The sequence below is a fragment of the Erwinia sp. BNK-24-b genome, from assembly GCF_047456155.1.
GTDB lineage: Bacteria > Pseudomonadota > Gammaproteobacteria > Enterobacterales > Enterobacteriaceae > Erwinia > Erwinia phyllosphaerae.
This window is the reverse complement of record NZ_CP179901.1, coordinates 4492033-4506293: the sequence shown is the minus strand read 5'-3', so window position 1 is coordinate 4506293 and position 14261 is coordinate 4492033. Positions and strand designations below refer to the sequence as shown.

Genomic DNA, 14261 nt, shown 5'->3' with positions numbered 1-14261 from the left:
AGATGAATGTAAATAAAACGCTGATCGCCCTTCGTCAGCTGTGGCTGCCGGGCCTGGTGCTGACGGCAAGCGCATTTCCGGTACTGGCGGCTGAAAACCCGGCCATCCAGGCGCTGTTTGATCAGGCCAACTACTGGCACCAGAAGGCACATGACGAGCTGGCGCGCGACGCGCTAAACAAAGTGTTAATGGTGGACGGCAACAACGTTCAGGCGCTTTATCTGATGGCGCTGTGGGCGCAGCAGAGCGGCGACAGCGCGGCCTCGACCCAATGGCGCGAGCGGCTGAGCCAGGTTTCTCCCGGCAATGCGAAGCTCAGCGAGCTGGATAACGCACGCCAGCTGCAGTCTATTCCAACGGCGCAGCTCGCGCTGGCGCGCCAGCAGGCGCGCGGCGGCAACATTGCTGCTTCGCTGCAAACCTGGCGCAACACTTTTAGCGGTAACGAGCCGCCAGCCAGCGTGGCCGCTGAATATTATCTGACGATGGCGGGCGATCGTACGTTGCTGCCGCAGGCTATCGATGCCCTACAGCAGTTCGCCACCGCGCATCCGCAGGATACCGGCGCAAAGCTGGCGCTGGGTAAGGCGCTGACCTATCAGGAATCGACGCGTCGTGAGGGCATACAAATTCTGAGCGGCATGGCGGACGGCAACGAGGATGCCGATCGTTCGCTGCGTCAGGCGCTGCTGTGGCTTGGCCCGAAACCGGAAGACGCGCCGCTTTACCAGACTTATCAACAGCGCCATCCGCAAGATCGCGCGGTGATGGACTATTTCCGTAAAAACGCGGGCGGGGCAGAAAAAGGCGAAGGCTTTACCGAGCTGAACAGCGGCAACGTTTCCGGCGCGCAGACCGCTTTCGCTCACGTTTTGCAGGCTAACCCGGAAGATGCCGATGCGCTGGCGGGTCTGGGCTACGTGGCGCAGCGCAGCGGGAACTATGCCGCCGCCGCAGATTATCTGGAACGCGCGGCGAAGCTGGGCGGCGATAACAGCGAGCAGCGCCAGAAACAGGCCGCCGACGCGCGTTTTTATGGCCAACTGGCCAGCGCGCAGCAGGCGCTGAAAACGGGCGATACGGCGCAGGCGCTAAGCCTGAGCGAACCGCTGACGCAGGCCGAAGGCGAAAAAGGCGTGGCGGCGAAGCTGTTCCGGGCCGACGTGCAGCGCCGCAATAACCAGCTGGACGCCGCCGAGCAAACCTATCGCGCAATTTTACAAAGCGATGCGGATAACCGCGCGGCGAAAGAAGGGCTGTTTTACGTTCTGCGCCAGCAAAATCGCGGTAGCGAGGCCAACGCGCTGCTCTCTTCCCTGCCGGAAAGCGTGCGTGCAAGCGTCGCGCCACGTCCGGGCACCACCAGCGATCCGCTGCGACGTGAAGCGAAGCAGGCGCTTGCGGCAGGTAACCCACAGCGCGCCATTACGCTGTTGACCACCGGTATCCAGCGCTTTCCGAATGACCCATGGCTACGGCTCGATCTGGCGCGTCTCTATCAACAGCAAGGCGATAGCGCGCAGGCGGCTGGCGTCATGCAGCCCGCTTTCCGCCCCTCGGCCAGCAGCAACGACATCTATGCCGCCGCGCTGTTCGCCAGCGAAAGCGGTGCCTGGCAGCAGGCGCAAATGCTGCTGTCGCGGCTGCACAACCAGAACGGTGAAATGCGCGAGCTGTCGCGCCGCGTTAACTTCAACCTGCAAATGGCGGTAGCGCAGCAGTATCTGGCGCAGGGTTCTACCGTCGCTGCCGCCAACACGCTGAAGGCGCTGGCACTCACGCCACCTGCCAATCCGGCGGATGCAGGGAAGCTGGCGAAAGGGCTGGCCGCCGCTGGCGATCTTAATAGCGCCGTCGCCGTAGTGCGCAATAATATGCAGCGCGGCGTACAGGGCAACGCGGGCGATTACGCGGCCCAGGTCGCCGTACTTAATCAGGCCGGGCTAAGCAGCGAAGCGCAAAGCTTCCTCAATAATCCTGAACTTCAGGCAAAAAGTACGCCAGAGCAGCTGGCCGGTATTCAGAACGGCTATCTGATCAACGAAGCCGATCGTCTGCGTAGCCAGGGTAAATATGCGTCGGCCTATGACAAGCTGATCGGCGCGCTGCAACACGATCCGCAAAACAGCGATCTGATGTTCGCGATGGGCCGGCTCTATCAGTCCGGTAAAATGAACAAAGAAGCGGGCGTGGTTTACGACTATCTGATGACGCGCGATACGCCGGACCAGGATGCGCGCGTCGGCGCTATCGATGTGGCGCTGGCCATGCACGATTTGCCGAAAGCAAAAGCGCTGATGGCCGGGCTGCATGGCGAACAGACGCCGCAAAGGCTGCTGCTGATGGCGCGCGTGGCCGAAGCCGAGGGCGATCACCAGCAGGCGCTGGCTTACCTGCGCACCGCACGCGGCAAGATGATTGGCCTGCAGGGGGCTGAAAGCGGCTCGACGCCAACTATTGGTGGCCTGGCGCTGGCGGACAATCCTTTCGTCAACCGCACCACGCTGAATGCCAGGAAATCGCCGTCCGCCTACGGCGGCGTGATGCCGTGGCAGCAGGGCCAGGCCGAAGACGGCTCTGTACCTGACGGAACAAAAGTCGTCTCGCAGCAGGCGCAGACGCTGCATCAAATCGATACCATGATGGACGATTTACAGGAACGTACCGGCACCTGGGCGCAGGGTGGCGTACAGGTCAGAGGGCGCGACGGCGAATCCGGCCTGAGCAAGCTGACCGAAGCCAAAGCGCCGCTGACCTGGTCAAGCGTGCCTTATGGCAACACGCGCTTTAACTTTACGCTGACGCCGGTCACGCTGAGTGCAGGCAGCGCGTCGGACACCGCTATTGCCCGTTCAGGAACGCAGGCGCTGGAGCAGGGCCGCATCGCGCAGGCGAATAAAATTACGCCATCCAGCGTGCTGCTGGACTCACCGGGTGCGCAAACCGCTTCCGGTGTGGAAGTCAATCTGGGCCTGACCAACGACAGCTTCAAGGTTGACCTGGGTTCCACGCCGCTGGGCCAGGATCTCAGCACGCTGGTGGGCGGCATTCAGTGGTCGCCTAAGCTGACCGACTATCTGACGCTGATCCTGACCGGCGAACGCCGCGCCGTGACCGACAGCCTGCTTTCCTACGTCGGTACCGAAGACAAGCTGAGCGGCAAAAAATGGGGCCGCGTGACCAAAAACGGCGGCGACGCGCTGTTGAGCTACGATAACGGCGATGCCGGTTTCTATATTGGCGCAGGCGGCTACAGCTATATCGGCGAAAACGTGGCCAGCAACCAGAGCCTGAACGGCACGGCGGGCGCTTACGTACGTCCTTATCACGACGACAACAGCGAGCTGAAAACCGGCATCAGCATGAGCTGGATGGATTTCTCGAAAAACCTGAGCTACTACAGCTACGGTCAGGGCGGCTACTTCAGCCCGCAAGATTTTGTCGCCGTTTCTTTCCCGGTGGACTGGAGCAAAAACTACGACGATCTGAAGGTAAAAGTCGGCGGTTCCGTGGGTTATCAGTCTTACTCCCAGGATCGCAGCGCGTACTTCCCGACCGATCCGGCAAAACAGGCGCAGCTGCAAAGCTATTATGACGCCGGATACGCCACCGAAGCTTACTATGCGGGCGGCAGTAAAAACGGCATTGGCTATAATCTGCATGCGGGCGCGGATTATAAGGTGAGTAAAGATGTCACCGTTGGGGGCCAGCTGGGTTATGACACCTTTGGCGACTACAACGAGAGCACTGCTCAACTCTACTTCCGCTACATGCTCGGAGACAAATAATGAGTGACATTCAGGAACAAACCCTGAGCTACTATCGCCAGCAGCAGTACCAGCCCGGCTGGTTTGATCTGCTGAGCGTGATGATTGGCGGCATGTTGCGCAACGCTGGCGAAAGCGAAAGCCATGCTTTTTTACAGCAGATGGGCGACAACCTGGCCAGCCGTTATCCGCTTAGCGCCGCGCTGACCGTGGGCGAGCTGGAAAAGCAGATTAACCAGGTGCTGGCGCGCTTTAACTGGGGATTTGTCGACGTGCAGCCGCATGAAACCGCGCTGGTGATTTGCCATATGGCACTGCCACCGGGCGACGGACAGATGGACGCCCGCCAGTGGCGTCAGGCACTGGGCGCGGTATTGACCGGACTTTATGCCCGCTGGCTGAGCGATCAGGGCGGCAGTCCCGCCGTTGCGCTGACCTGCTCCGATGTCGGCAGCGCGGCTTCGCTTACTTTCCGCTATCAGATGTAAGGAACATAATTATGATTCTGCTCAGGGCGAGCGTGTTGATGATTGCAATGATGCTGGGCTGCATGCAGGCCAGCGCCGCCGACGGCTGGAGCAGCTTTAAAAGCCGTTTTATGACCAGCGAAGGCCGCATTCAGGACACCGGCAATAAAAATATCAGCCATACCGAAGGGCAGGGCTATGGGATGTTGCTGGCGGTTGCGGCCAACGACCGCAGCAGTTTTGACAGCCTGTGGAACTGGACGCAGAAGCACCTGAAGAATCAGAAAAACGGGCTGTTTTACTGGAAATATATTCCTGACGCCGCCGATCCGGTGGCGGATAAAAACAGCGCGTCGGATGGCGACCTGCTGATTGCCTGGGCGCTGCTGAAAGCGGGCCAGAAATGGCAAAATAACGCTTATTTGCAGGCATCTGACCGTATTCAGCGGGCTATTGTCGATAAAGAAGTCACGACTTACGCTGGCCATACGGTGATCCTGCCTGGCGATCAGGGCTTTAATAAAACCAGCTACGTGGTGGTCAATCCGTCCTATTTCCTGTTCCCGGCATGGCGTGATTTTGCCGCGCGTAGCCATTTGAAAGTCTGGACCAACCTGATCGACAGCAGTATGGATCTGCTGACGAAAATGCGCTTTGGCGAAACAAATCTGCCGACGGACTGGGTAGCGCTAAACGCCGACGGCAGCGTCGCGCCGGCCATTGGCTGGCCGCCGCGCTTTAGCTACGATGCTATTCGCGTCCCGCTTTACCTTTACTGGTATGACGCGCAAAGCTTACAGCTGGTGCCTTTCCAGCATTTCTGGATGGGCTTCGACCGCGATAAAACCCCGGCGTGGATCGACGTCACCAACAACAATAAGGCGCCTTACAATATGGCGGGCGGCCTGCTGGCGGTGCGCGACCTGGTGATGAACCAGACTGGCTATCTCAACGACCAGCTGACGGATAAACAGGATTACTATTCCGCCAGCCTGCAGCTGCTTTCCTGGCTGGCTTATAAAAATCAGTAGCTGATTTATACCGCGCAACGGTAGCTATCGTTGCGCGGTGTTTTAACTGTCGTATGCGTCCTGTCCTGCGCACTCTCCATTGACCCTCCGTTAATAAAAGCTTTTTACCATAAAAGCCAACCTTCTGAATAAATTACCAATTTTTGGGCTAAAGCCCGTAAATTTCGCAAGGGCCAGGCCATTGTGTATCACCGCAGCGGCGGGCTTACTGGGCGCTTCACCAACCACCGGACACCCAGATGAGCCTGTTTTTGCGCGCCTCTGCGGACGGCCAGAGCGCATCAGAAAAAGCTGCCGTCACTTTTACCCTTGGCATTTTCTTTGACGGCACAACCAATAATGCGCTGAATATTCGCCGTCGGCTGGAAGCCAGCGCGCTGGACGATCTCCGGCTGGAAGACAGCGATGCGCTGGCGGCCTGGACAGAAGCAGCCAGCGCAGACTTAGGGCTTGGCGGTCGGGCCATCACCAGCCATATCGGCTATTACACCAACATTCACTGGCTTAACATGCTGTACGCCACCGACCTTACCGAGGGGCAGATCCAGCAGAACCTTTACATTGAAGGCATCGGTACGGCAGAAGGCGAGGCGGATACGGCGCTAGGCATGGCGTTTGGTACGGGCGAAAGGGGCATCGTGGCTAAAACTGATAAAGCCGTTGCCGCTATAGTCGAGGTTCTGCGCGGCTTCGTTATCCGGCAACCGAACCTGATTATTAATGAACTTCAGTTCGATATCTTTGGCTTTAGCCGTGGCGCCGCCGCCGCCCGTCATTTTGCCAACCGGGTTTTCTACCGGGACGATGAAATTATTGCTGCGATTAAAAGAGGACTGGAGGGCGTGGAGTATCGCGGGACGGCCGCCGGAAAAACGCGCTTTCTGGGGCTTTTCGATACGGTAGCCGCCGTCGCCACGCTGGAAAACGGCATGGATCCCAACAGCGCAGACAATGGCGATGTCATGCTGGAACTGCGTCCCGGCGTGGCGGAGAAAGTTTTTCATCTTACCGCACAGCACGAATGCCGTTTTAACTTTGCGCTAAACAGCGTACAGCCAGCCTGGCCGGAAGTGGCGCTGCCCGGCGTGCACTCGGATATCGGCGGCGGCTATCATGCGGTAGAAGAGGAAGTCTGCTTTTTAACCCGCCCACGGTTTGAAACCGTGCCGCTAACCACGGCTGACGATGCAACCAGAGTTTACCGTGCTGCCAGCGAAGAGCTGAAAGCGCTGCGCCGCTATCCGGCCATTGCCCCTTACCTGGAGAGCGGTGAGGTAGAAATCTGTACCTGGTCTGATGATTGTATACCCGCCGATCGTTACGGGATGCTGCAAAAACGCAGCGGGGCGGCAGTGGTGCTGCGGCGCAAGGCGCACAATGACTGGGCGAAGATAGCGCTCAGAGTGATGATCGATGCCGCTACGGCGGCGGGCGTGGCGTTTAACGCTATTGATGACGCGGGGGAAGCGCTGGCTTTGCCGTCGCAACTCCAGCATCTCTGTGACAAGGCCATCGCGTTGAGCCACGCCGTGCGTCATGGTCGGGAAACTGTCGGCTTTACCGAAGCGGAAATTAACAGGCTGGCGGCAGACTATCTGCACTGTTCCGCAAACTGGAACACGGTGACGACGGATGCTGACGGCAAAGTTACCGGCGCGGTAAAAGCGGTCGAGCTTGCTTCCTTTGTTAACCGGCCCGACGCACAGTGGCGGCGCACGGTTTATAATCTGAACGGTAAAAAGATGAGCTGAGTGCGGTGCCGCACGCTGAAATGTGCCGCCGCCTGTAGGACAGGATGATGAGCACAGGCGAATGCCGGCTGCTTTAATGACCGCATAAAAAAGCCTGAGCGGCTTAGCGCTGCTCAGGCTTTTAACAGTCCACAACGGTTTGAACCTTATGGCCGACTGCACAGCCAGCCTGCTTTCTTACTGTGGATAAGCGACCCAGTCGCCGCCGTTCAGCCTTATCCAGGGTTTTCCCTGATACATCATCACGATGGCGTTGTCGTTTTCCGATACCACCTGGCTTTGCGGCAGGTTTTCGGTCAGCACCGACATATTGACGTTAGCGGCGTTAAACACCTGTCCGTCCACCACGCGGGAGACCAGGTCGGAAATCGCCAGCAGGCTGGTTGGCGCATCTACCACCAGCGGCTGTCCCTGATGCGGCGCTTTCATGCCAACGAACTTAATGCCAACGGGCACGTGCGTGATGCTCGGGCTTGGGATATCGCGCAGGCCTGACATCTGCATTTTGTCACCTTGCAACGCTGCGCCGTGCTCCGGCACCACCAGAACCATCACGCGACGGCCTGATTTCTCCAGGTTAGTCAGAAAGGTATCAAGCTGATCGAACAACAGTTTGGCGCGCGGCTGCCAGGCAGCGGTTTTGGTGCTGCCCAGTTCTCGCGTGCCGTCGTGCAGCGGGATCAGGTTATAGAAGGTAGCGGTACGGGCATCCGCGCTTTTCTGGCGATTATCCAGCCAGCGCTGCATCAGCTCGCCATCGTTAAAGACCGGCGTGCTGTCAAACGAGGTCCACGACGGATTGATACCCGCCTGCGACATCAGCGGCGCTTGCAGATCGCCATCGTCGCGCAGTTCCTGCAGATAGTTACCGAATACGCCAGTATGGTCCATCATCAGCTGCTCTTTAAAGCCCAGCTTCGCCAGATTATCGAACAGATAGCAGCGCTGATCGGCAGGCTTATACAGATCGCTGTGCGAGGTCTGGCCGCAGCTGGCGCGCAGCAGACGGATACCCGCCGGGCCGCTGTAGCCGGTCGCGGAGTTGTAGTTGTTCAGCACGATATCAAAGTGCTTCCACAGCGGATGATCGCGTAGCTGCGCCACGTCCAGATCGGACCAGGAGAGCGAACAGATGTTGATGACCAGAATATCGAAAGGCGCGGAATCGGCAGGCAGCGAATCCGGGAAACGCGTTGTACGCTGCTTTTCGCTCTCGTAAAACTTATTAAGATAGGCGGTCAGATTGGCGCTGGTGGGCGGCGCGGATTGATCCATCGCGTTGGCGCTGGCGGCGGCCTTGTTGGGCTGCGCTGCGGTATTCAAGGCGACCGGCGGCGTCGCTTCTTTACTGGGAAGAAGCGCAAAGGAAGGCCCCGCCATATTCACCACGTTGATCCACAGCAGCATCAGCGAAACCAGCACCGACACGCGCACCCAGTGCGAAATAAACAGGTAGATCACCAGCATCACAAAACCGACGCCGACCATTTGCCAGTTCACAAAGCGATTAACCAGGTCCAGCAGATAAGCGCCGGAGAAGCCGACCAGCTGGCTCCCTTCGCTGGCGATACTTTGCGGGCCGGGCAGCCAGGTGTCGTGCCAGAACAGACCCAGCCCAATCGGAACAGAGATCCAGTTGCGCCAGCGATGCAATCTTGCGGAAGGCAGCGGAAAAAGCAGCCAGGCGAGAAACACCAGGTTAGTCAGCGCGTGGAAGTTCAGATAACCGAACCACAACAGCGCAAATTTAATCAGGAAATAAAAATTCCAGCCGCCGAGACCGCGCCAGCGCAGCAGAACAGCCGGTTGGCTTGTTGGTTGACTCATGTCTTATCCGATTCTGAAGAGTTACGCCGCCAGATGCCTTCATATTTCAGTGCGCGAGGCGGCGTGACCCGCAGCACCAGCCCTCGCCACTGCCGGGGCAGCCAGCGAGCGTAAACAGGTTTTAATAAAATCAGCAGCAGAACCAGCAGGATCAGGATCTGCACGTCATCTGTTAATGTCATGGTGTATTGTCCGCCAGGTCCTGGCCCAGAGTGATATTGTGCGGCTGGCGACGCTCTGCCGTAACGGGCGCGGGCGTCGTCGTTTCCTGCTGCGGCGCTGGCGCATCGCGCCAGGCGGTCGGCACCTGCGTTGTCATCTGCCGGACTTCCGACAAAATCTGCAAATCTTCATACCAGACCAGCCGGTTAGTGAAGATTTCGTCGTGCGGCAGCTGGAAAATGAATTTCAGCGCGGTATCCAGATCGCTAAAGCGGCAGGAAGAGAGAAACAGGTAAAGCCTGTCATCCAGCAGCGTGACCAGATCGCCGTAGCGACGCGGTTTGCAAAGGGTCAGCGCCTGTTCGGTTTTTAGTTCGGGTACCGGGCGCAGCGCCACCAGCAGCCCTTTACCATTTTCCGGTAGCAGCGTGTTGTTGACCAGCAGCGTCACCGACTGGCAAAACTCCGTTAGCGGCAGATAACCGCGCTCCTGCAAAGGCTGCATTGATTTCATCAGCGCTTGCAGATCGGCAGGCACGTGACGGTTATACGACTGTCCCTGAATACCTTCCAGCATGGTCAGAAAGCGGGACATAGAAGCGTTAACCGGCACAATACTGTTGACGCCGCAGGCCAGCAGCAGGCGCTCATCGCTGTAGCGCAGTGACGGACGCATTTCACGCACGACAATCTTCAGGCCGCTACCGCGCGTGCGGCGCAGAGCGTGGATCTGTTCCGCCAGCGCGGGGATCTGGTCGTTATGCTGCAAAGTAAAGATGATCGTCGAGGCGTTCGCCTGCTGCGCGCGGTTATACAGCTCACCATTATTATCAAACAGCGTCCACTGGCTCGAAAGCGGCGGCGCGCCTTCCAGCACCGATTTTTCCGCCAGATATAGCGTTTCGTCGTTCAGCGTCAGCGGCGTACTTTGCGCCTGCTCCAACAGCGTAAACTGGTCCGCATTCAGTACCAGACGTAATGCACGATCGGCCAGCATACCGCCGCCGTTTGCCCACCAGTTAATGCGGTAGTCCCAGCTGTCCTGCTGCCAGTCCAGCTGCGCCAGGCCATCAACGTGGCGATAAAGGGTCTGTAGCTGCGTACGCAGTCCGTTGATTACTGAAGAAAAGCTAATGATTAGCAGCGTGATGGGTTTAGCGCTAAGAAAGTTTTGTAGCCGTTTTGTCCACAGCCGCAACTCTTCCGGGCTTAACTTTTCCCACAGGGAAGCCGGGGCAAAAAACAGGACCAGACGAGGTTTTTCCGGCAGCACGCGCGCTAAATCGTCAGTAAAAGCCAGCAACGCTTTCCGGGTTTCCGGCAGAGAAAAAAGTGGGATAGAGGCCGGCCCGCCAGTAGGGGCTGGCGTCAGTAGCGATTCGGGCGTCAGGCCTGCGCTAATCAGCGTTACCGAGCGTTGGGCGGCAATACACTGACGCGCTAAAACGCGGGCATCTTCCTGCCGGTTGGCGGTCAGCCAGTAGCATCCCGACGGCTGCATCAGCATCAACTCATCTCTGACCTGGGCAAATCCTAACGTAAATGGAGGTGTCATAAGATATTTCGCAACCCGGCTTGTTCCACGGCTAGAGTGTAGCCCAGTTAAAAAATGAAGGGGCATCATTGTATTCTGGCTAATATACATTACAACTTATAGCAAACCGACATAAACTAGACCTAAGAATTTTCTGGTGCGGATAATTTTTATTCTGCCGCTTGGGGCTATCACTATGAGTCAATTATCGGATACCGCGCTGCCGTCAGCGCGCGAATCTCAGGATGATATTCTGGCGCTGGAGCGCGCTTTTTCACTACAAAACTGGCGCTATATCGATATCGATCGCCAGGAAAGACTGGCCGGAATTATGAACCGCTGGCCGCTGCTGGCGGAATTGTCCGGCGCATCGCAGCATAAGGGGCAGTGATGGCGGTTATTGCGCTACAGGGCGTCAGAGGCGGAGCAGGCGCGACTTCATTGACCGCAGCCCTTGCCTGGGCGCTCAATCGCCTTGGCGAACAGGTCATCACCGTCGATTTATCCGCCGATAATCTGCTGCGAATGCACTTTAATATGCCCGTTGGACAATCCCGTGGCTGGCTGCGTGCCGCCTTCGACGGCCTGCCCTGGCAGCAAAGCGCATTGCGCTACGCGCCCGGCCTGGATTTTATTCCTGCGGGCAGAGTGAATGACGATGAGCGGATGACCTTCATTCGCGATCCGGAACGCTATAGCCGCAGCTGGGCGACGCAGATTGCAGAGTTAAAGAAGCTCTATCCCTGGATTTTGCTGGATGTCCCGGCTGGTGATACGCCCTGGACGCGAGCCATGCTGGCGCTGGCCGATCGCGTGCTGGCCATCGTCGTACCGGATGCCAACTGCCATATTCGTCTGCATCAGCAAACATTTCCGCACAACTCGCTGTTTTTGCTTAACCAGTTTTCGCCGGTCAGCAAGGCGCAGCAGGATCTGCATCAGCTTTGGGTTAACAGCCTGAGAAATTTTATCCCTTTAACCATTCATCGTGATGAAGCCATGGCGGAAGCATTGCTGAATAAGCAGCCGCTGGGCGAATATCGGCCACACTGCCTGGCGGCAGAAGGTATGACGACCTTCGCCAACTGGGCGCTAATCAATCTGCGGGAAAAATCATGAGGCTGCTGCGCTGGCTACTAATGCCGGATATCACCGCGGCGCTTCATCGGCGCTATGCAGGCTATCGTCAGCACGGCGCGGCTTCCGTCACGGCAGCTATCCAGTGCTTTTGGGTTGCGCTCGGCTGGACTTTGCTGCGTTTTGAAACGCCTGCCTGGCAGCGCGTACAGGCGCAGCGTCGGCGTCTTTATCCGCATATTTCGCCGGAAAGGCCGCATCCGGCGGATATTCTGCGCTATCTGCTGCAAACGCTCTGGCTGCTGCTGGTGATCCCGTTCAACGGCGTATCGCTCAGCGACCGCGCGGGCCGCTATACGTTAAGGACGCGGCGCCAGCGCTTTTACAACTGGCTGGATAAGCTGCCGGAACGGGCCGAAGCGCGCAATGTAGAAAGTAAAGCCGAGCGGCAGCTGCGGCGCCTGCCCGGCTGGCTGCGGAAAACGCTGTTCGGTGTGGCTATCGTCATGGCCACGGCGCTGGCGATCCTCTGTATTTCCCAGCCGTTCGATCTTTTCACGCAGTTTATTTTTGTGCTGCTGCTGTGGGGCGTGGCGATGGTGGTGCGGCGCATTCCCGGCCGTTTATCGACCATGATGCTGATCGTGCTGTCGCTGACTATCTCCTGCCGCTATCTGTGGTGGCGCTATACCTCGACGCTGAACTGGGACGATCCGCTAAGCCTGACCTTCGGCGTCCTGCTGATTGCGGCGGAAACCTACTCCTGGGTCGTGCTGATCCTGGGTTATTTCCAGACGCTGTGGCCGCTGAACCGTCCACCCGTTTCGATGCCGGAAGATATTACGACCTGGCCGACGGTGGATCTGCTGGTGCCGACCTATAACGAACCGCTGAGCGTGGTGAAGCCTACGCTGTATGCCGCGCTGGGCATCGACTGGCCAAAGGATAAGCTTAACGTTTACGTGCTGGACGACGGTAACAGGGCAGAGTTTCGTGCCTTTGCCGAAGAGATCGGCGTGCACTATATTGCGCGGCCGACGCACGAGCATGCCAAAGCGGGCAACATCAACCATGCTTTGCGTACCGCATGCCGCAGCGAGTTTGTGTCGATTTTTGACTGCGACCACGTGCCAACACGCTCGTTCTTACAGATGGCGCTGGGCTGGTTTGTGAAAGATCCGAAGCTGGCAATGCTGCAAACGCCGCACCACTTCTTCTCGCCCGATCCTTTTGAGCGCAACCTGGGCCGTTTTCGCCGTACGCCAAATGAAGGTACGCTTTTTTATGGCCTGGTACAGGATGGCAACGACGTTTGGGACGCAGCCTTTTTCTGCGGTTCCTGTGCGGTGATTCGGCGTACCGCGCTGGATGAAATTGGCGGCATTGCGGTAGATACCGTTACCGAAGATGCGCACACCTCGCTGCGTCTGCATCGAAAGGGCTATACCTCGGCCTATATCCGTATTCCGCAGGCGGCGGGTCTGGCGACCGAAAGCCTGTCGGCGCATATCGGACAGCGTATTCGCTGGGCACGCGGCATGGTGCAGATTTTCCGGCTGGATAACCCGCTGTTTGGCAAAGGATTAAAACTGGTACAGCGCCTTTGCTACGCCAACGCCATGCTGCACTTTTTATCGGGTATTCCGAGGCTTATCTTCCTGCTGGCGCCGCTGGCTTTCCTGTTGTGTCACGCCTACATCATTTTTGCGCCCGCGCTGGCCATTGCCATTTTCGTGCTGCCGCACATGTTGCATACCAGCCTGACCAACTCACGCATTCAGGGGCGCTGGCGACATTCGTTCTGGAGTGAAGTGTACGAAACCGTGCTGGCATGGTATATCGCGCGGCCCACCACCGTGGCGCTGTTCAATCCGCACAAAGGAAAGTTTAACGTGACGGCGAAAGGCGGCCTGGTCGAGCAGCAGCATCTCGACTGGGTGATCACGCGGCCTTATATGTTTTTGGTACTGATTAACGTGGCCGGTCTTATCGCTGCGGTCTGGCGCCTTAACTATGGTCCGCCGAACGAAATTCTGACGGTGTTCGTCAGCGTGATCTGGGTAATTTACAACATGATTATCCTGGGTGGCGCGGTAGCGGTTTCCGTTGAAGCGCGTCAGCTCCGCGAGGCGCACAGGGTGGAGATTGCCATGCCTGCGGCGCTGGCGCGTGAAGATGGTCACATGCTGCCCTGTACGCTGCGTGACTACTCGGACGGTGGCGTGGGCCTGGAGCTACGGGAAGAAAACCTGCTGAAAGAGAATGAAAAAGTCTGGCTTTTGCTGCGCCGTGGGCAGCAGGAGTTCAGTTTTCCCTGTTTTGTGCAGCGAACCTTTGGTCGCCGTGCCGGTATCCGCCTGCATGAGCTGACCACCGAACAGCATGTTGAATTTATCCAGTGTACTTTCGCGCGCGCCGACACCTGGGCGCTGTGGCAGGACAGCTTTCCCGAAGATAAACCGATGCAAAGTTTTGCCGACATTATGGTGCTGGGCTTTAAGGGCTATCTGCGTCTGGCAGAGTATGGGCCGCAGCCGCTGCGCGGGCTGTTTGCCGTACTGACGCGTTTAACCGCCTGGTTGGCTTCATTTTTCCCGAAGGGCGTGGGTCGCAACGATCCCACACTCCTCTGACTCAAGTTGATG

The 14261-nt window shown here is 58.0% G+C and carries 10 protein-coding genes; 7 read left to right on the top strand and 3 right to left on the bottom strand.

All coding sequences use genetic code 11. The features are described from left to right. Positions 1–2 precede the first annotated feature (2 nt). The 4 genes from ACMGGR_RS20720 (at position 3) to ACMGGR_RS20705 (ending at position 7016) form a co-directional block, all read left to right on the top strand. Positions 3–3788, top strand: coding sequence for a cellulose synthase subunit BcsC-related outer membrane protein (locus tag ACMGGR_RS20720; RefSeq protein WP_414147760.1), 3786 nt, complete (start codon positions 3–5; stop codon positions 3786–3788). After that, the gene (bcsD, locus tag ACMGGR_RS20715) at positions 3788–4255 is read left to right on the top strand and encodes a cellulose biosynthesis protein BcsD (RefSeq protein ID WP_246760226.1); all 468 of its coding nucleotides are present in this window, start codon (positions 3788–3790) and stop codon (positions 4253–4255) included. The genes ACMGGR_RS20720 and bcsD overlap by 1 nt, the downstream gene beginning before the upstream one ends. A gap of 11 nt (positions 4256–4266) precedes the next feature. Further along, entirely contained in the window at positions 4267–5265 is a 999-nt protein-coding gene (locus tag ACMGGR_RS20710) for a glycosyl hydrolase family 8 (RefSeq protein ID WP_414147759.1), read from the top strand. A 239-nt stretch (positions 5266–5504) separates the two neighbouring features. After that, positions 5505–7016: a phospholipase effector Tle1 domain-containing protein gene (locus ACMGGR_RS20705; RefSeq protein WP_414147758.1), complete on the top strand. Its 1512-nt coding sequence runs from the start codon at positions 5505–5507 to the stop codon at positions 7014–7016. 177 nt (positions 7017–7193) lie between these two features. Here the strand turns inward: ACMGGR_RS20705 and bcsG are convergent, their stop codons facing one another. The 3 genes from bcsG to bcsE are packed head-to-tail and all read right to left on the bottom strand — an operon-like array spanning position 7194 to position 10560. Continuing rightward, on the bottom strand, positions 7194–8843 hold the full coding sequence (gene bcsG / locus ACMGGR_RS20700; RefSeq protein ID WP_414147757.1) for a cellulose biosynthesis protein BcsG: 1650 nt from the start codon (positions 8841–8843) through the stop codon (positions 7194–7196). After that, on the bottom strand, positions 8840–9025 hold the full coding sequence (gene bcsF / locus ACMGGR_RS20695) for a cellulose biosynthesis protein BcsF (RefSeq protein WP_246760222.1): 186 nt from the start codon (positions 9023–9025) through the stop codon (positions 8840–8842). The genes bcsG and bcsF overlap by 4 nt, the downstream gene beginning before the upstream one ends. Further along, positions 9022–10560, bottom strand: a complete 1539-nt coding sequence (gene bcsE, locus ACMGGR_RS20690; RefSeq protein WP_246760221.1) for a cellulose biosynthesis protein BcsE — start codon at positions 10558–10560, stop codon at positions 9022–9024. Before bcsE ends, bcsF begins: the two co-directional genes overlap by 4 nt. 175 nt (positions 10561–10735) lie before the next feature. Here bcsE and bcsR point away from each other — a divergent pair, with 175 nt between their 5' ends. From bcsR to bcsA, 3 genes are read left to right on the top strand one after another with little or no spacing between them, the layout of a single operon-like run. Further along, positions 10736–10930: a cellulose biosynthesis protein BcsR gene (gene bcsR, locus ACMGGR_RS20685; protein WP_246760220.1), complete on the top strand. Its 195-nt coding sequence runs from the start codon at positions 10736–10738 to the stop codon at positions 10928–10930. Next, complete coding sequence (gene bcsQ, locus ACMGGR_RS20680; RefSeq protein ID WP_246760219.1) at positions 10930–11658, top strand: cellulose biosynthesis protein BcsQ; 729 nt, start codon at positions 10930–10932, stop codon at positions 11656–11658. The genes bcsR and bcsQ overlap by 1 nt, the downstream gene beginning before the upstream one ends. Next, positions 11655–14249, top strand: a complete 2595-nt coding sequence (bcsA, locus tag ACMGGR_RS20675; protein WP_246760218.1) for a UDP-forming cellulose synthase catalytic subunit — start codon at positions 11655–11657, stop codon at positions 14247–14249. The genes bcsQ and bcsA overlap by 4 nt, the downstream gene beginning before the upstream one ends. Positions 14250–14261: the final 12 nt, after the last annotated feature.